Raw genomic sequence first — 16,668 nt, 5'->3', positions numbered from 1 at the left:
CGCGAACGGCGAGTTGTGGACACTCAACGGGGGAGCCCGCCTCGCGGGCGCTCGAACACCACAGACCGCGCCGACGAAGGCGCGGCAGACAGAAGGGCAGAGCATGGCGCTCGTCATGGGAGTCGATTCGTCGACGCAGTCGTGCAAGGTCGTCGTCGTCGACGCCGAGACCGGACGGGTCGTGCGCGAGGGGCGTGCGCCGCATCCCCCCGGCACCTCGGTCGATCCCGAGGCGTGGTGGCGCGCACTGCAGGATGCCATCGCGCAAGCCGGCGGCCTCGACGACGTCGCGGCGGTCTCGATCGCCGGTCAGCAGCACGGAATGGTCGTGCTAGATGCCGAGGGGCGCGTCATCCGCGATGCCCTGCTGTGGAACGACACCCGTTCAGCGCAGGCTGCGCGCGACCTGATCGACGAGGTCGGCGCCGGCGCCTACGCCGAGCGCACCGGGGCGGTGCCGGTCGCCTCGTTCACCGGCACCAAGCTCCGCTGGCTGCGGGATGCCGAACCCGACAACGCCGCGCGCGTCGCCGCCGTCGCGCTACCGCACGACTGGCTGACGTGGCGCCTCCGCGGGTTCGGGCCCGGCAACGCCGTGCTCGGCGAGCTCGTCACCGATCGCTCGGACGCGTCGGGAACCGCGTACTGGGGTGCCGACGGCTACGACCTCGACCTGTTCCGCCGCGCACTGGGTCACGAGGCGGTGCTGCCTCGTGTGCTCGGGCCGTGGGAGAGCGCGGGGACGCTCCCCGGCGGCGCCCTCGTCGGTCCCGGCGCGGGCGACAACGCGGGTGCCGCTCTGGGGCTCGGCGCGGGCGTGGGCGACGTGGTGGTATCACTCGGTACCTCCGGCACGGTCTTCGCGGTCGCCGACGTACCCACGCGCGACACGACGGGCACGGTCGCCGGTTTCGCCGACGCGACCGGCCGGTTCCTGCCGTTGGTCGCCACCCTCAACGCCGCCCGCGTGCTCGACGCCGTCGCCGGGTTGCTCGGTGTCCCGCACGACGAGCTCGGTGCCCTCGCCCTCCAGGCCGAGCCCGGCGCCGGCGGCATCGTGCTCGTGCCCTGGTTCGAGGGGGAGCGCACCCCCAACCTCCCGCAGGCGCAGGCGTCGCTGACCGGGTTGACCCTGGCATCCACGAACCGTCCGAATCTCGCGCGCGCCGCGATCGAGGGGATGCTGAGCGGCTTGGCTGTCGGGCTCGACGCGATCCGGGCGCAGGGCGTGGAGGTGCGGCGCATCCTGCTGATCGGGGGAGCTGCCGCCAACGAGGGCGTCGCGCGTATCGCCGCGCAGGTGTTCGACGCCGAGATCGTCGTGCCGGCCGCGGGCGAGTACGTCGCCCTCGGAGCGGCGCGGCAGGCGGCGGGCGTGCTGGCGGGCGGCCCGGTCGACTGGACGGTCGCCACCACGCGCGCCGTGGAGCCCGACCATCGCCCCACCATTCGAGAGCGCTACGACGTCGTCGCGGCGCTGCGTGCGGCAGAGTAGACCTGGGCCGTCGGCATCTTGTAAGGGGGATGCCGACGGCTCCCGTCCCGCGTGAACGGTCGGTCGGCAGGCGCCGGCCCGACCAGGGCGTGATCCAGCGAACGGCCCCTTTCGGGTGCGATCGAGATGCTGCGCGATCGTCGGGGGTCGAGGCGAGGCTGGTCTGCCGAGGGACGGGTGCGTGGACGCGGATGACGCGGCGCGCCGGTCCTCGGCTCAGCGCACCGTGTCGGTCAGCGCTCCGGCCACCCACCGCTCGACATCCCGCCGGCGGCGCAGGCGCACCACCGGCAGATCGCGGCGCAGTGCGGGGATCCGCTCGCGATACTTCCTCCGCGTCGCGAACGACCACCGCACGATGTGCTCGGGGTCGGTGAAGAACGTCCGCAGGGGAGGTTCCACGTTGCCGTTCCACAGGCGTTCGCGGCGAAGGCGCCGTCGCACCGTCCGGGCGACGACACGGGGGAGTGTCGCGGTCGCGAACGGCAGGTCGAGCCACACCAGCAGGTCGGCGCGAGCGGTCAGCAGGGGCCGCGCGTCGGAGTACTGCCACTCGGTCACCCAGGTGTCCCGCGCGACGAGGGCGCGCACGTCATCGACGAATGCGGGCCGGGGCGTCCAGTCCGGCCCGTGGAACAGCGCGTCGATCTCGGTATGGGGGATGCCGGTGATCTCGGCGATCCGCCGCGCCAGCGTCGTCTTGCCCACACCCGACACCCCCGCGACGACGATCCGCCGGGGCCGCGCGGGCAGCGGGTCGGTGACGCACAGCATCCGCCGATCGTACGGCTCAGCCCGCGGCGAGATCACGCCCGTTCGCCGAGATGACGTGTCGTTCGCGGCAAGGGCGTGTCATCTCGTGAAACGCGTGCGATCTCGGCGCTGGTGGAACGCACCAGTGGATGCCGCGCGGGCGCCGCCGCATGGCCTCCGTCAACGAGGCGCGAACGAGGCCAGGGCTTCGCGGTACGACCTGTTGTCATCGCGGTCGCCCGTGGTGACGAGCAGTCCGCTCGACCCGACCGAGCGCACGAACGTCCCCTCGCAGGCGAGGACGATGATCTTCCCAAGCCCCCGCCGCCAAGCGGCGGCGAGGTGGTCCACGGCCCGCCGCTCCGGCTGGGCCTCGTAATTCGGGGGGAGGGCGGAACGGATGGACGCGAACGATCGTTCGTCCCACGCCCGGTGCGACGGGTCGTCGAACACCTCGTCGCCAAAGGCGTCGCGCCATGAGGGCCCCGCCAGGCGCGCGAGCAGGGCCGGCCGTTCCTCGACCGGTGTGTCCTGTCGCATGAGGCGGTCCATCGCCTCGGCGTCGTGCGGTCGCGCCGCGTGTTCGACGACCGCCGTCCAGACGTCGGGCCAAGCGGCGGCCCAGCGGGCGCGTTCGCTCTCGGTCAGCGACCTGGACGCCGGGGCGGGCGAGTCGAGCAGTGGGGGCGGCGCGTCACCCGCCACCGTGAGATCGAACGCCTCGCGCACCCACAGCAGCTCGTTGACCGTGGTCGGGCGATCGTCGGTCGTCATGGTCATGCCGCGCGGCCACGGGTTGCCGGGGATCGGATGCGAGGACCTCATGACGCCCGGCGTCCGTGTGCCGCGACAGGGATCACGGGCGCTTCACCAGGAGCGTGTCGCCCACGAGTTCCGCGGAATCCGGGTCGAGTTGCGACGGTGACGAAGCGTACTCCACGACGATGCCCGCCGCGGTCTCGCCCGACAGGCCCGGTCCCCCGCAGAAGCCGAGATACTCCTCGGGGTCGTCGGCGGGGAGGTGCAGGATGCACGCCGTGGCCGACTGATCCTTCACCGCCCAATAGCGGTCGCCCGCGGAGTCTTCGCCGACGTATCGGCTGCTGTCGCCGTCGTAGAGGGAGGCGACGTCGGCGGGCAGCAGATCGGCGGACTGCTGGGCGCGGTCGAAGATCACGTCGGCGGAGGGCGGATCGGCGACGACCGACTCCCCGGAGCATCCCGCGAGCAGGGCGACGGCGCTCGTGACGAGAAGAACGGCGGCGCGGTGTCGCATGCCGCCCACCGTAGGCGGGCCCGCACCGGCTGGCAACCCGCCGGACCGCGGCAGAGACCTACAGCCGCTGCCCCAGCGCCCACAGCCGATCTGCGCGGCCCGAGATCGCCTCCGACAGGGCGAACGCCTGCGCGTCGGTGAGGGATGCCACGTAGTCGACGATGCCGCGGGAGCGCGCGAGCTTTTCGGCCTCGGCATCCGAGGGTCTGCGTTCGGCGGGCAGGGCGGCGTACTGCTCACGGGCGAGGGCGATGAGTTCGCGCAGGCGCCGCGGGGTGCGGGCGCGGTCGCGGTCGTCGTCGAGCCACTCACCGAGGGCGCGAACGGACCGGGCGAGGATGCGGCTCATGCCGCGCTGCTGGATCGCGAGGTCGGGGCGGCTGAGCACGAACCGCTTGTGCACGAACTTCAGCACCTCCACGTGGTGCCACGCCCACGGCGACAGCACGACGGGACCCGCGCGCGGGGTGTCGAGCGGACGCAGCCGCGCCGACTCCTGGAACCGCCGGATCCACCGGTCGGTGAAGCCCGCGAGTCGGCGCTCGGCCGTGAGCGAGCCGTCGAAGGGGCGGGCGAGCAGGTCGGTGACCATCTCGGCATCCACGTCGCTGACGGCGGCAAGGAAGGCTTCGTCGTCGGCGATCCATGGGTCGTCGCGGCGCATCTTGCGGCGCAGCCGCTCCAGACCCGCGCCGGGTGCGAGCTCGGCGCGCACCTCGGCGTCGTCGCGCGAGCGCCACTCGAGCACGTCGTCGAGCCAGCCGCGGAACTCCGCCGCGATGGGCGCGTGATCCAGGATGCCGGCCCGGTAGAAGTCGTCGACGTCGTGCACCGAGTACGCGATGTCGTCGGCGAGGTCCATCACGGCGCCCTCGACGCTTTGGCGCAGCGGCTCGGCATCCACCCCCTGCCGAGCCTCGGCGAGGTCGGCGAGATCCAGGTCGTACGCCGAATACTTGTGCACGCGATACGCGCCGTCGGAGGAGCGACGGATGCCACGCGGCGCGCCGATCCGCTCGATCTCGGCCGCGTCGACGGATGGCGCCCACGGGTACTTCGCCGACGCCGAGCGCACCGCGGCGGTGAGGTTGAGCCCGCGCGGCGCGTTCTCGACCACGTCGAGCGCGGTGAGGATGCGGTACGTCTGCGCGTTGCCCTCGAACCCATCGGCGAGGCCGAGTTCGGTGCGGGCGAGACGGTCGAGCGTCGACTCCCCGAGGTGTCCGAAGGGCGGGTGCCCGAGATCGTGCGCGTAGGCCGCAGCCTCGACGACGGTCGCGTTGCACACGTCGCCCTCGCCGGCCCGGCGCGAGCGGGTGTTGAGCTGCAAGGCGACGACCCGCGCGATCGCGCTGACCTTGAGCGTGTGGGTGAGGCGGTTGTGCACGGGTGCTCCGCCGATCGACGGCGACACCACCTGCGTCACAGCCGACAGCCGCGAGAAGTACGGCGAGAACTGGATGCGCTCCAGGTCGATCGACCAGGGATCGGCCCGGGCGTCGTCGCGGTCGGGGAAGACACGGGATGCCGAGTTCTCGACGATGCCGCGCACGCCGGGGTTTTCGCCGGCCGGCGCGGAGGCGTCGGCGTCCGCGGCCGGGGGAGCGGTCTCGTCGTGCAGGGTCATCGGTTCCTTCCGCGGCGTCGGGGGCGATGCTCCACGCTAACGCGGATGCCGGACACGGGAGCCGCGCGTCGCGTCGCCGGTGCGCTTTCGCGCGCGGACTCACGCGGGAGTCGCGTCGGCATCCGGTGTCCGCTCACCCGGGTTGCTGCCTGATGCGTGCTCGAGTGCCCTAGACACCCGGACGCGGGGATGCCGGCGGTCCCGGCACGCCCGTCACTGCGCCCCCGCACCCCGCGGCTCCGGTACCGTCGAAGAATGCCTACCGCGAGCAGCAAGGACGACGAGGTCGACCTCCTCATCGATGCGTGGTCGCAGTTGCTACCCGACGTCGACCTGACGCCCCTCGACGTGATGTCGCGCCTGCGCCGCGCGGCATTCCACCTGTCGAAGCTGCGCGCGAAGGCCTTCGCGAGCGCCGGCATCGCGGTGTGGGAGTTCGACGTGCTCGCCGTCCTCCGCCGCGCGGGCACCGAGCTCAGTGCGACGCGTCTGATCGCGGCCACCATGATCGGCAGTGCGGCCATGACCAACCGCCTCGACAAGCTCGCCGAGCGCGGTCTTGTACACCGCCGCCCGAATCCGTCGGACGGTCGCGCGATCCTCGTCGCGATCACCCCCGAGGGCATCGAACGGGTGGATGCTGCGATGACCGAGCTCGTCCGCCTCGAGGCCGAGGCCCTGCGCGACGTCAGCCGTGGTGACCAGGCCCTCTTGGCGAGTGCTCTGCGCGTGCTCGCGGCAGGCGAGACGCACGAGGCGTGATCGACCTCGCCGACACCATCACGCGACGCCCGGTCGTCCTCGACGGCGGACTCGGCACTCTGCTGGAGGCTCGCGGAAACGACGTGACCTCGGAGCTGTGGTCGGCGCGTGTGCTGCGCGACGACCCCGACGAGGTGCGCGCGGCCCACGCCGCGTTCGCCGCGGCGGGCGCCGAGGTCGTCATAACGGCCTCCTACCAGCTGGGATTCGACGGGCGGATCCCGGATGCCGACGTCGAGGCGCTCCTGACCCGCTCGGTATCGCTCGCCCGGGAGGCCGGCGACGTCGTGGTCGCGGCATCCGTCGGTCCGATCGGGGCGCTCCGCGCAGACGGCAGCGAGTACACCGGCGACTACGGCCTCACCGTCTCGCAGCTGCGCGACGCGCATCGACGTCGGCTGCACGTCCTCGCCGGCGCCGGGGCCGACCTCCTCGCCGTCGAGACGATCCCGTCGCGGCTCGAGGTCGAGGCGCTGGCGATCGAGCTCGCCGACCTCGGCGTCCCCGCGTTCGTCAGCCTCTCCGCCGACAGCACGGGGTTCGCCGCCCCCGGCTCGCGTGTGGCGGCCCTGCGCGTCGCGGCATCCGTCCCCGGGGTCATCGCGGTGGGAGTCAACTGCTGCGCGCCCGCGACGGTGTTGTCCGCGCTCGCCGAAGTGCCCGGCATCCCCTCGGTCGCCTACCCGAACACGGGCGAGCGGTGGGACGCCGCCGCCCGCGCCTGGCTCGGCCCCGCCGCCCCGTTGGACGAAGAGGCCCCGGCGTGGGTCGCCGCGGGCGCACGCCTGGTCGGCGGCTGCTGCCGTTCCACCCCCGCCGACATCGCCGCGATCGCCGCTGCTCTGCGCTGACTGCCGTCACGTGGTCCCGGCGGCACCGGGTTGCTGTCGCGAAGGTGCACAACGCAGGATCTTCGCTCTACCGCAGCCGACTGATCCCGCGCTCGCACGCTCACGCGGCCGGATCTGCTGCGTTGTGTCGCGACGCCGCCGGCAGCCGAAGCGGCCGGAACCGTCGACGCCCTCAGTCGAAGTCCGCCGCGACCGCGTTGCGGTGGTACTCGAAGATGATGCTCGTCCGTGTGGATGCCACGCTGTGCCGCGCGGAGAGGTGGTCGACGACGAAACGGCGCACGGCCGAGGAGTCGTCGACGGCGATGTGCACGAGGAAGTCGTCGGCCCCGCCGAGGAAGAACAGTTGGATGACGTCCGGGTGCCGGCGCACGTCGTGCGCGAAGGCGCGGATGCTCTCCTGCCGTTGACCCGGACGCAGGGTCACCCCGACGATCGCCTGCAGTCCGCGTCCCAGACGGCTCTGGTCGACGGCGGCGTGGAACCCGGTAATGAGGCCGCGGTCGACGAGCGCGCGCACGCGCACGTGAGCGGTGGATGCCGCGACCCCCAAGGCCTCGGCAAGTGCGGCGTTCGTCATGCGCGCGTCGGCGGACAGCAGCTCGATGATGTGCGCGTCGAGCGGGTGCAGGTCGTCGTCGATCATCGTAGATCCTTCGTCCTCCCGGGCGCCGGAGGCGCGGTGAGACCGACAATAGCGCTGGCGCACCGGTAGTGACCGAAGGATCTGCGGAGAAACACCACAGAAACACAGTATTCTGCGATTCTCTCCGCAACGCTCACCCGCTCGAGGAGGAACCCATGCGCGTCTCCGTGCCGACCGAGATCAAGAACAACGAGAACCGCGTCGCAATGACGCCCGCCGGGGTCGACTCACTCGTCCACCGCGGTCACGAGGTGCTCGTGCAGGCCGGTGCGGGCGAGGGCAGCGGGTTCGGCGACGAGCAGTACCGTGCCGCCGGGGCCGAGATCGTCGCCTCCGCCGACGAGACCTGGGCCCGCGCCGAGCTGCTGGTCAAGGTCAAGGAGCCCATCGCGCCCGAGTACGGTTTCCTCCGCCGCGACCTCACCCTCTTCACCTACCTGCACCTCGCTGCCGACCGCCCGCTGACCGACGCCCTCATGGCCGCGGGCACCACCGCTGTCGCCTACGAGACCGTGCAGACTGCCGACCGCGCGCTGCCGCTCCTCGCGCCGATGAGCGAGGTCGCCGGACGCCTGTCGATCATCGAGGGCGCCCACCATCTGCTGCGCGCCTCGGGTGGGCGGGGCCTGCTTCCGGGGGGCGTGCCCGGCACGCCGCGCGCGAAGGTCGTCGTCATCGGCGGCGGCGTCGCGGGCGAACATGCGGCGGCCAACGCCCTCGGACTCGGCGCCCGCGTCACGGTCGTCGACATCTCGCTCCCGAAGCTCCGGCAGCTGGAAGAACGTTTCGGGGGAGCGATCGAGACGCGTGCGTCCACCCGCCTGGCGATCGCCGAGCAGCTCGCCGACGCAGACCTCGTCATCGGGTCGGTCCTGATCCCGGGTGCCGCGGCCCCGAAACTCGTCACCGACGAGATGGTACGCACGATGAAGCCGGGGGCCGTGCTCGTCGACATCGCGATCGACCAGGGCGGCTGCTTCGAGGGTTCTCGCCCCACCACCCATGACGCCCCGACCTTCCGCGTGCACGACGCGCTGTACTACTGCGTGGCGAACATGCCCGGCGCGGTGCCGCACACCTCCACGCGGGCGCTGTCGAATGCCACCCTGCCCTACATCGCGCGCATCGCCGACGCGGGATGGGAGGCCGCGGCATCCGCCGATCTCGCTCTCGCCAAAGGCCTGAACGTGCGCGCCGGCGTCGTGGTCAACGAGGGCGTCCGCGCTGCCTTCGACCTCTGAGGGGCGAGCGAGCCGTCGATGTGCTCGATCATTCAGCTGCGGCGGAGGTGGCTGAGCTTGTCGAAGCCGCCGGTCCCGTTCGCCGGGCTCAGCGAATTGGCGGGGGCTGAGGCCCTTGGGTGGAGGCTGAACCTGTCCTAGCCTTCGAGCCCGAACCGCCCCTCGAAAGTCGGGGGAGATCCTGGCCACGTCCGGCGATGAGCGCCATCTTCTTCTCCCTGCGCCACCCCTGAAGCTGTTTCTCGCGGGCGAACGCCGCCTCCACAGCGTCGAACCATTCGGCGTAGATCAAGCGCACTGGCCGGCGTTTCTTCGTGAAGGATGCCGCGAGGTCATCGTCATGGTTGTGCTCCCACACGCGGCTCTCTAGTTCTCGGCCCGTACTGCCGACGTAGAACGACCCGTCGCGGCATTCCAGGATGTACGCCCATGGCATCCCGTGATGATGGCACTGCGCTCGGGGTAGCTCGTCCAGGCTGTGGACAACGCCGGCGGGTCCCGGTCCCTTCGACAAGCTCAGGGACCTGGGGCCCGAGGGTCGGGGATCGGGGCACGGGGTCGGGGAGGCGAGGTGGCTGAGCTTGTCGATACCTCCGGTCCCTTCGACGAGCTCGGAAACCTGGCGCGGCTCAGATGCCTGCGGCTACCCCCGCACCCACGCGTAGGTGATCTCGGGCCTTCCCTGCCCGCCGTAGCGAGGCTCGCGGCGCACGCGCCCGACGTCGGCGAGGTGCTCCAGGTACCGCCGGGCGGTGACCCGCGACATTCCCTCGCCCTCACCGACCTCGGTCGAGGAGACGGCTCCGGATGCCGTGCGCACGTGCTCGGCCACGGAGTGCAGTGTCTCGTCGCTCAGTCCCTTCGGCATGGTCGGCGGCGCGACCGTCCGGAGAGACCCGAGCAGCGCGTCGACCTCCGACTGCGTCGCCTCGCCGGCGGCGCGGTCGAGGCCCTCGACGTAGGCGCGGTATGCCTCCAGACGCTCGCGGAATGCTCCGAACGCGAACGGCTTGATCAGGTATTGCACGACGCCGATCGAGACCGCGGCGCGCACGGTCGCGGCATCCCGCACCGCCGTGACGGCGATGATGTCGACGCGCGAGCCCATCGCCCGTACATGCCGTGCGACGTCGAGACCGGTGCCGTCGGGCATGGTCATGTCCAGCAGAACGAGGTCGATGCGACGTTCGGGGTCGGCGAGGGCCGTGAGCGCCGCGCGGGCCCCCGCGGCCTGCCCCACGACCTCGAAGCCCGGGACCCGCGCGACGTAAGCGGAGTGCAGTTCGAGCGCGAGGGCGTCGTCGTCGACCACCAGCACGCGGATCATGCCGGCACCTGCTCCGTCACGACGGGGAGGAACACCCTCACCGTCGTCGGTTCGGCCGCCAGCTGCAGGGTCCCCCCGCGCGCGGCGACGATGTCGCGCACGAGCGCGAGGCCGACACCGCGCCCGCCCGGCGCGTGTGCGGGCTTGGTCGAGGCGCCGTAGGCGAACGGGTCGTGCAGAGACGGATCGAAGCCCGCGCCGCTGTCGGCGACCTCGAGCACCGCGTCACCCTCGCGCGCGGTGAGAGACACGCGCACCCAGCGTGGTTCGGCGCCCGCGGATGCGGCATCCAGGGCGTTGTCGACGAGATTGCCGACTACCGTCACCGCCTCCGGCGCCGCCAACGGCACGCGGGGGGCCGGCTCGACGACATCGAGGTCGAGGCGCACGCCCCGCTCGGCGGCCTCGTCGAGCTTGCCGAGCAGCAGGGCGACGACGACGGCGTCGTCGTCGTCCGAGACAAGGCGGTCGGCCAGCTCTTGACGGTCTTCGGTGGATGCCACGATGAGTCGCCGCGCCTCGTCGATGCGCCCGAGTTCGAGCAGTGCCAGCAGCGCGTGCAGGCGGTTGCCGTGCTCGTGCGTCTGCGAGCGCAGGGTGTCGCTGAGCGTGCGCACGCCCTCCAGCTCGCCCAGCAGGGCCTGCAGCTCGGAGCGGTCGCGCAGGGTCATCACCCGTCCACGCTCGGGCGCGCGGCGGCCTGAGAGATCTCGCGCCTCCTCCTGGTTGACCAGCAGCACGCGGTCTCCGTTCACGACGGTCTCCTCGACCATGCGGCGACCACCGGCGATGGCGTCCGCCAGATCGGTGTCCATGTCGACGTCGTGCGGGTCGAGCGAGACCTGGCCGGTGATGGCCGGCGGCAGGCCGAGGAGGTCGGCGGCCTCGTCGTTGTAGAGCACGATGCGCCCGTCGCGGTCGGTGACTACGAGTCCCTCGCGCAGCGAGTGCAGCACGGTCTCGTAGCTGTCGACGAGGCGCGACAGCTCGCGGGGCGTGTACGAACCGGTCACGCGCCGGGCGCTCCGGCGCACGAACAGCGCGCCGAGCACGCCGAAGCCGACGATGGCCGCGGATGCCGCGACGATCAGGGGAACGCGGGCGGCGAGGTCTTGCTGCACGGCGCCGAGCGTCACGCCCACGGCGACGAGGCCGACGATGGGGCCGTCCTCGTCACCTCCCTCGCGGATGGGCACGATGGTGCGCACCGATGGTCCGAGCGTTCCCACGTACACCTCGGTGAAGCTCTCGCCCGCGAGGGCCTCGGCCCTCGAACCCTGGTACGGCAGGCCGATCTCGGAGCGGTTGCGGTGGGTGAGACGGATGCCGTCGGGCGTCATGATCGTGACGAACGAGAGGTCGGCGTCGGGGAGGATCTGCTCGACCATTGGCTGCAGACGGTCGGAGTCGCGAGCGGCGGCGAGGGTGGCGATCTCCGACTCGTGCGCGAACGTCTCGGCCACCGACCGGGTCACCTGCTCGGCCTCGCGCTGCCCGGAGTCGCTCAACTGCACGGACAGGAGCGCGGCGAGGACACCTGCGACGAGCACGACGATGCCGAGCGACACGAGGGCCAGGCGCCCACCCACGCTCAGTCGCATCCCTCGCCCTTTCGCGTCCATGCCGTGAACAATACGACCACAAATCGTCGTGGGGCTCGCCGTCGACCACAGTCATGACATCCACCGGCGGCCCCGCCGGCAGGAACAAGGCATCTCACCCACCGGCAGTTCGGCCGGCAATAACAATGACGTTAGAAAGAGGAGATAGGCGCTCATGGCACTTTCACTCCGCACCACTCGCGACGGCCGGCCTCGCAAGAAGATCGACCCGAACCACTGGCTCTACATCTCGGTGATCATCGCCGTCGTCGGCGGCATCGTCGTGGGCCTCGTGGCCCCCGCGTTCGCGACGACGCTCGAGCCGATCGGTAAGGGCTTCGTCAGCCTGATCAAGATGATGATCGCCCCGGTGATCTTCTGCACGATCGTCGTCGGCATCGGATCGATCGCCAAGGCCTCCACGGTCGGCAAGATCGGTGGCCTGGCGATGGTCTACTTCCTGATCATGTCGTCGTTCGCCCTGATCATCGGCCTCATCGTCGGCAACATCATCCACCCCGGTGAGGGCCTGAACATCGCCGGAGCCACCTACGAGGCGGCGGCTGAGCCCACCACCACGCAGGACTTCATCCTCGGGATCATTCCGACGACCTTCTTCTCGGCGTTCACCGGCGGCAGCATCCTCCAGGTGCTCTTCATCGCCCTGCTCGTCGGTTTCGCCCTTCAGCGGATGGGCGAGCGCGGCGCCAAGATGGTCGACGCCATCCGCAACTTCCAGGTGCTCGTCTTCCGCATCCTCGGCATGATCCTGTGGCTGGCCCCGCTCGGTGCGTTCGGCGCCATCGCCGCCGTCGTCGGTAAGACCGGCTTCGCCGCCGTCATCAGCCTCGGCATCCTGATGGGTGCGTTCTACCTCACGTGCTTCGTCTTCATCGTGGGTGTCCTGGGCACGCTGCTCTACGCCGTCACGCGGGTCAACATCTTCTCGCTCATGAAGTACCTGGGCCGCGAGTACCTCCTCATCGTCGGCACCTCGTCCTCCGAAGCGGCGCTTCCCCGTCTGATCGCCAAGATGGAGCACCTGGGTGTCTCGAAGCCCGTCGTGGGCATCACCGTCCCGACCGGTTACTCCTTCAACCTCGACGGCACCGCGATCTACCTGACCATGGCCTCGCTGTTCATCGCCTCCGCCATGGGTGCGCCGATGTCGATCCCCGAGCAGATCGGCCTCATGGTCTTCATGATCATCGCGTCCAAGGGTGCAGCCGGTGTGACCGGTGCGGGCCTGGCGACGCTCGCCGGTGGTCTTTCGGCCTACCGCCCCGACCTGGTCAACGGTGTCGGTGTCATCGTCGGAATCGACCGCTTCATGTCCGAGGCTCGCGCCGTCACCAACTTCACCGGTAACGCCGTGGCCACGATGCTGATCGGTGCCTGGACCAAGCAGTACGACCGCGAGCGCGTCGGCGAGGTGCTCGCCGGCCGGATCCCGTTCGACGAGAACCTGCTCACCGGCGACGACCACGGTTCGGTCAACAAGTCGGCGGATGCCAAGCAGCAGGCCTCGGCCGAGGCCGGCACCGGCCCCGCCACGGTCGACACCGACACGCTCAACACCTTCCGCGCCAAGGCGGAGGCGGAGGCTGTGGCTCGGAGCCGTTCGTGACCATCGCGCACACCCCGGCGGGGGCGGCTTCGGCCGCCCCCGCCCCCGCGCGTGTGGACCTCGCCCGCACCTGGATGCTTCGCTCGCCGCTCGCGGGCGGCCTGGACACCACGGCCGACGTCCTCGTGCTCGACCTCGAAGACGGGCTCCCCGCCGGCCGCAAGGCCGAGGGGCGCGAGCGGGCGCACCGTGCCGCCGCCGACGCCCCGGTCTGGTTGCGGATCAGCGCCGCCGGCACCCGCGACGGCGACGACGATCTGTCCCTGTGCCGCGATCTGGAGGGTCGCCTCGCGGGCGTCGTCCTGGCCATGTGCGCCGGCCCTGATGACGTCGCCCACGTGGCGGCATCCCTTCCGTTCGGCACTCCCATCGTGGCGATGGTCGAGTCGGCCGCAGCGCTCCTGGCCGCGCCGGCGATCGCCGCACACCCCGCCACCCGTCGCCTCGCGTTCGGCACCGGAGACTTTCGGCGCGACACCGGCATGGCGGCCGATCGCATGGCGCTGTCGTGGCCGCGGGCGCAGCTCGTGGTGGCCTCGGCCGCCGTGGGGATCGCGGGACCCATCGACGGCCCGTGCGGTCCGATCGAGCAGGCTCGGGATGCCGCACTGCACGCGGTCGCCATGGGCTTCACCGGCACGCTGGCGCTTCAGGATGCCGCCGTTGCCGGCGCGCACGCGGGCTTCACCCCGTCGCCCGCCGAGGTGGAGGCCGCGAGGTCACTGCTGTCGGCGACCCCCGACGGTCCCGTCGACGGTTCCTATGCGCCGACCCTCGCCCGGGCTCGCGCCCTGGTCGAGCGCGCGGAGGCCCTGGCCGCCCTCTGAGCCCGGGCGTCACCGCCGCCCGAACCACCGCCGCTTGCGCACGGGACTCGCAACCGTCGCCGCCGCCTCGCGCGCCCGTCGCCGAGCGGCCCACGCAGCCACTTCGGCCTCGACGTCGACCGTGGGTGTCACCACCGGCGGTCCGCCGAGCAGCTGCCGCCGCGCGTCGATCACTCGACGGTTGAAGTCCTCCACGGCTTCGCGCACCTCGGGCTCGCGTGCGATGGCATCCAGCCGTTCCGCCATCTCGGCGTGCTCGACGCGCAGGGTGAGGGCAGGTGGCCCGAGCCCGGTGAGCTTCTCCGTCTCGATCTTTCGGCGGATCCACCAGTCCGGGTCGTGCCCGCCCCCGAGGTCGGGCAGGGGCTTGCCCGCACCGGGGAGGTCGTCGAAGTCGCCCCGGCGGATGGCCTGCTGGAGCGCGGTCTCGACGAAGGCCGCGCGTTCAGCCGACGTCGATCCCCTCGCCGGCCCCGACGCCGTGTCACGCGCCGCCTCGTCCGCCGCTCGTTCGTCGGGGGACGGGGCGAGCCCCGCCTCCCGCAGTCGGCGATCGAGGCGGTACCGCTCAGCCGCCTGACGAGGATCCTCGCTCACGCCGCCTCCCGCTCCAGCCTCCGCAGACGCTTGTATGCCATGTCCTGCGCGCGCGGTCCCGACCCGAGGGCGCGCTCGGTGATGCGCAGGATCACCCGGGTCAGCGTCAGCACGGGCAGCGGCCACCGCCGCACGCCCAGCATCTTGCGGTACCGGCGGGGGATGGTCGCCACCGCCGCCGCGAACAGCACGCGATAGGCCGCACCCATGGCGCCGGGGAACGGTGGCTTGCGCAAGAACCGTACGACCTCGTCGACGCGCTCTCCGCCGCGCAGCTCCCCGCGCTCCCAGAAGCCGTCGATCTCGCCGCGCAGCGCGTCGCGGGTGAGGGGCGGGTCGACGACGCGCATCAGGCGGCCGGCCGTCGCCCAGTCCGCGACGTAGGCATCGGGTCCGCCGGGAATGGGCCTCTTCGACGCCTCGTGGCCGGCGAGGAAGGCGTCGGTGAAGGCGAGATGCACCCAGCGGACGAGGTCCGTCGCCTCCGCCGTATACGTGCGTTCGGCGCCGTCGCCCGCGCGGTACTCGCCCTTCACACGCTGGTGGAAGCGTCCGACACGGCGGGTCTCGGCATCCGCCTGGGTCTTCGAGCCGTACGTGAGCGTGATCACCCAGCGCACCGTGCCGGTGAGGCGGCCGATCGGGTCTTCGCGGTAGCGCGACCAGTCGTGCACGCCCGCGAGGGCGCCCGGGTGCAGCGCTTGCAGCAGAAGGGCCCGGATGCCGGCCACGAGCGTGCCCATTCCGGCGTGCACCGTCCAGGCGGGGCCGTTCTCCGCGAAGTACCCCGCGTCGTCGCCCTCGGCGATGTCGCGCACGTAGGGGGCCATGCCGGTCGGGTCACCCGCGAGGGCGACGAGGATCTTCCCGCGGAGCGACTGGATCCAGTCGGGGGCGGGGGAGGAGGGGGCGTCTGTCACCCTTCCAGCGTGCCACCGCCTGAGCGGGCCGGCTCCGGAGTTGTCTCGCTCACGAAGATCTTGGAGGCCGTCTGAGCGGGCCGGCTCCGGATCAGTGGCCCTCGTGCGTGATGACCGGAACGGTGCCGTCATCGCGCAGCAGCACGGCGTTCTGGGTCGCTCCCAGGGCGGGCGTGACGATGACGGCGATGACGGCGGCGGCCACGAGCAGGCCGATGACGCTCATCGGCTGCGCCGTCCGGTCTGCGGTGCCGTCGTTCTGGCGGGCTCGACGGAGGAACCCCGCCGCGGTGGCGCCCACGACGACGAAGAGCACGCATGCCGCGGCGGCACCCATGATGCTGGTGTGCGCCGGGTCGGTGACGACCAGCGCGGCGGTCAGCACCAGTGCGGCGAGCGACCCGCCCAGGGCGGCTCGCGGCATGAGAGTGCGACCTCTGGCCAGGACGGCACCGCCCCACGCGAGGGCGGCGAGTCCGAGGACGACCGCCCCGGCCCCGAGGACGATGGCGACGGCCTCGGAACCGGGGCGGACGATCGCGCCCGCGCCGAGGGCGGCGATGATGAGGCCGGCCCCCCATGCGGACACGGAGGGCCACGACCGCGTGAAGGTCGCGGCGGTCATCTCACACCGCCGCGGTGCGGGGGATGCTGCGCTCGGTGCCGAGGCCGACACCCAGCAGCACGACGGCGCTGCCGAGGTGCAGGAAGTGGTCGGGCACGTTCAGCGCGAGGATGTTCGCCGCCGTTCCGGTGAGGAAGAAGCCGACGATACCGAGCAGCAGGTAGACGGCACCGACGGTGGTGTTGACGCCCTTCGCGGCGCGGGCGTTCGCAAGGCCGGCGACCAGCAGCGCGCCACCGATCAACAGGTGCGCGATGTTGTGCAGCGGGTTGACCTCGAAGATGCCCAGAAGCAGGCCGCCCTCGGTGGCGATGAAACCGACGCCGCCGGTCACGGCGAAGCCGAGCAGTCCGACGAGCAGGTAGACAGCGCCGAAGACGGTGGCCACGAGACGGTTGGGTGATGAGCTCATGATGAACCTCCCAGAGTGTTGGCAGCGACCGTCCGGCCGCCTCACCACATCTTCGGAGGAACACCGTGCTTCGGATTGCCC

At 71.7% G+C, this 16,668-nt stretch carries 18 protein-coding genes; 6 read left to right on the top strand and 12 right to left on the bottom strand.

What is annotated here, in order from left to right:
* The first annotated feature begins 103 nt into the window (after window positions 1–103).
* Window positions 104–1,495, top strand: coding sequence for a xylulokinase (gene xylB, locus ACXKZF_RS13385; RefSeq protein WP_488984508.1), 1,392 nt, complete (start codon window positions 104–106; stop codon window positions 1,493–1,495).
* Window positions 1,496–1,711: 216 nt separating this feature from the next.
* Here the strand turns inward: xylB and ACXKZF_RS13380 are convergent, their stop codons facing one another.
* The 4 genes from ACXKZF_RS13380 to ACXKZF_RS13365 all read right to left on the bottom strand — a co-directional run bounded on the left by ACXKZF_RS13380 (window position 1,712) and on the right by ACXKZF_RS13365 (window position 5,151).
* On the bottom strand, window positions 1,712–2,269 hold the full coding sequence (locus tag ACXKZF_RS13380) for a P-loop NTPase family protein (protein ID WP_488984507.1): 558 nt from the start codon (window positions 2,267–2,269) through the stop codon (window positions 1,712–1,714).
* 159 nt (window positions 2,270–2,428) lie between these two features.
* The gene (locus ACXKZF_RS13375) at window positions 2,429–3,073 is read right to left on the bottom strand and encodes a hypothetical protein (protein WP_156459175.1); all 645 of its coding nucleotides are present in this window, start codon (window positions 3,071–3,073) and stop codon (window positions 2,429–2,431) included.
* 31 nt (window positions 3,074–3,104) lie between these two features.
* The gene (locus ACXKZF_RS13370) at window positions 3,105–3,524 is read right to left on the bottom strand and encodes a hypothetical protein (RefSeq protein WP_055955546.1); all 420 of its coding nucleotides are present in this window, start codon (window positions 3,522–3,524) and stop codon (window positions 3,105–3,107) included.
* A 58-nt stretch (window positions 3,525–3,582) separates the two neighbouring features.
* Window positions 3,583–5,151, bottom strand: a complete 1,569-nt coding sequence (locus ACXKZF_RS13365; RefSeq protein WP_488984506.1) for a deoxyguanosinetriphosphate triphosphohydrolase family protein — start codon at window positions 5,149–5,151, stop codon at window positions 3,583–3,585.
* A 255-nt stretch (window positions 5,152–5,406) separates the two neighbouring features.
* Here ACXKZF_RS13365 and ACXKZF_RS13360 point away from each other — a divergent pair, with 255 nt between their 5' ends.
* Together ACXKZF_RS13360 and mmuM are read left to right on the top strand one after the other, a co-directional pair.
* Window positions 5,407–5,913: a MarR family winged helix-turn-helix transcriptional regulator gene (locus tag ACXKZF_RS13360; protein WP_055955553.1), complete on the top strand. Its 507-nt coding sequence runs from the start codon at window positions 5,407–5,409 to the stop codon at window positions 5,911–5,913.
* Entirely contained in the window at window positions 5,910–6,764 is an 855-nt protein-coding gene (gene mmuM / locus ACXKZF_RS13355; RefSeq protein WP_488984505.1) for a homocysteine S-methyltransferase, read from the top strand. Before ACXKZF_RS13360 ends, mmuM begins: the two co-directional genes overlap by 4 nt.
* A gap of 172 nt (window positions 6,765–6,936) precedes the next feature.
* Here the strand turns inward: mmuM and ACXKZF_RS13350 are convergent, their stop codons facing one another.
* Window positions 6,937–7,410, bottom strand: coding sequence for an Lrp/AsnC family transcriptional regulator (locus tag ACXKZF_RS13350; RefSeq protein WP_488984504.1), 474 nt, complete (start codon window positions 7,408–7,410; stop codon window positions 6,937–6,939).
* 155 nt (window positions 7,411–7,565) lie between these two features.
* Between ACXKZF_RS13350 and ald the strand changes: the two genes are divergently transcribed.
* Window positions 7,566–8,651 (top strand): alanine dehydrogenase, encoded by a 1,086-nt coding sequence (gene ald / locus ACXKZF_RS13345; protein WP_488984503.1) that lies wholly within the window; start codon window positions 7,566–7,568, stop codon window positions 8,649–8,651.
* An 88-nt stretch (window positions 8,652–8,739) separates the two neighbouring features.
* On the opposite strand, the gene ACXKZF_RS13340 is transcribed toward ald, so the two are convergent.
* The 3 genes from ACXKZF_RS13340 to ACXKZF_RS13330 all read right to left on the bottom strand — a co-directional run bounded on the left by ACXKZF_RS13340 (window position 8,740) and on the right by ACXKZF_RS13330 (window position 11,579).
* Complete coding sequence (locus ACXKZF_RS13340; RefSeq protein ID WP_488984502.1) at window positions 8,740–9,087, bottom strand: GIY-YIG nuclease family protein; 348 nt, start codon at window positions 9,085–9,087, stop codon at window positions 8,740–8,742.
* A gap of 207 nt (window positions 9,088–9,294) precedes the next feature.
* Window positions 9,295–9,978 carry a response regulator gene (locus tag ACXKZF_RS13335; RefSeq protein ID WP_055955565.1) on the bottom strand — a complete coding sequence of 228 codons (684 nt, stop codon included), beginning with the start codon at window positions 9,976–9,978 and terminating at the stop codon, window positions 9,295–9,297.
* A complete protein-coding gene (locus tag ACXKZF_RS13330) occupies window positions 9,975–11,579 on the bottom strand; it encodes a sensor histidine kinase (RefSeq protein WP_488984501.1) in 1,605 nt (534 codons plus the stop codon). Before ACXKZF_RS13330 ends, ACXKZF_RS13335 begins: the two co-directional genes overlap by 4 nt.
* A 175-nt stretch (window positions 11,580–11,754) precedes the next feature.
* Here ACXKZF_RS13330 and ACXKZF_RS13325 point away from each other — a divergent pair, with 175 nt between their 5' ends.
* Window positions 11,755–13,206, top strand: coding sequence for a cation:dicarboxylate symporter family transporter (locus tag ACXKZF_RS13325; protein ID WP_055955572.1), 1,452 nt, complete (start codon window positions 11,755–11,757; stop codon window positions 13,204–13,206).
* Entirely contained in the window at window positions 13,203–14,033 is an 831-nt protein-coding gene (locus tag ACXKZF_RS13320; RefSeq protein WP_055955575.1) for an HpcH/HpaI aldolase/citrate lyase family protein, read from the top strand. The genes ACXKZF_RS13325 and ACXKZF_RS13320 overlap by 4 nt, the downstream gene beginning before the upstream one ends.
* Before the next feature lie 9 nt (window positions 14,034–14,042).
* Here ACXKZF_RS13320 and ACXKZF_RS13315 read toward each other — a convergent pair whose 3' ends face one another.
* The 4 genes from ACXKZF_RS13315 to ACXKZF_RS13300 form a co-directional block, all read right to left on the bottom strand.
* Entirely contained in the window at window positions 14,043–14,630 is a 588-nt protein-coding gene (locus tag ACXKZF_RS13315) for a DnaJ family domain-containing protein (RefSeq protein WP_488984500.1), read from the bottom strand.
* Complete coding sequence (locus ACXKZF_RS13310) at window positions 14,627–15,550, bottom strand: oxygenase MpaB family protein (RefSeq protein WP_488984499.1); 924 nt, start codon at window positions 15,548–15,550, stop codon at window positions 14,627–14,629. The genes ACXKZF_RS13315 and ACXKZF_RS13310 overlap by 4 nt, the downstream gene beginning before the upstream one ends.
* A gap of 91 nt (window positions 15,551–15,641) precedes the next feature.
* The gene (locus tag ACXKZF_RS13305) at window positions 15,642–16,175 is read right to left on the bottom strand and encodes a hypothetical protein (RefSeq protein WP_488984498.1); all 534 of its coding nucleotides are present in this window, start codon (window positions 16,173–16,175) and stop codon (window positions 15,642–15,644) included.
* 1 nt (window position 16,176) lies between these two features.
* Window positions 16,177–16,587: a DUF4383 domain-containing protein gene (locus ACXKZF_RS13300; protein WP_055955590.1), complete on the bottom strand. Its 411-nt coding sequence runs from the start codon at window positions 16,585–16,587 to the stop codon at window positions 16,177–16,179.
* Window positions 16,588–16,668 lie beyond the last annotated feature (81 nt).

It is taken from the genome of Microbacterium sp. ABR10 (assembly GCF_057812175.1).
This window is presented reverse-complemented; position numbering and strand designations above follow the sequence as displayed.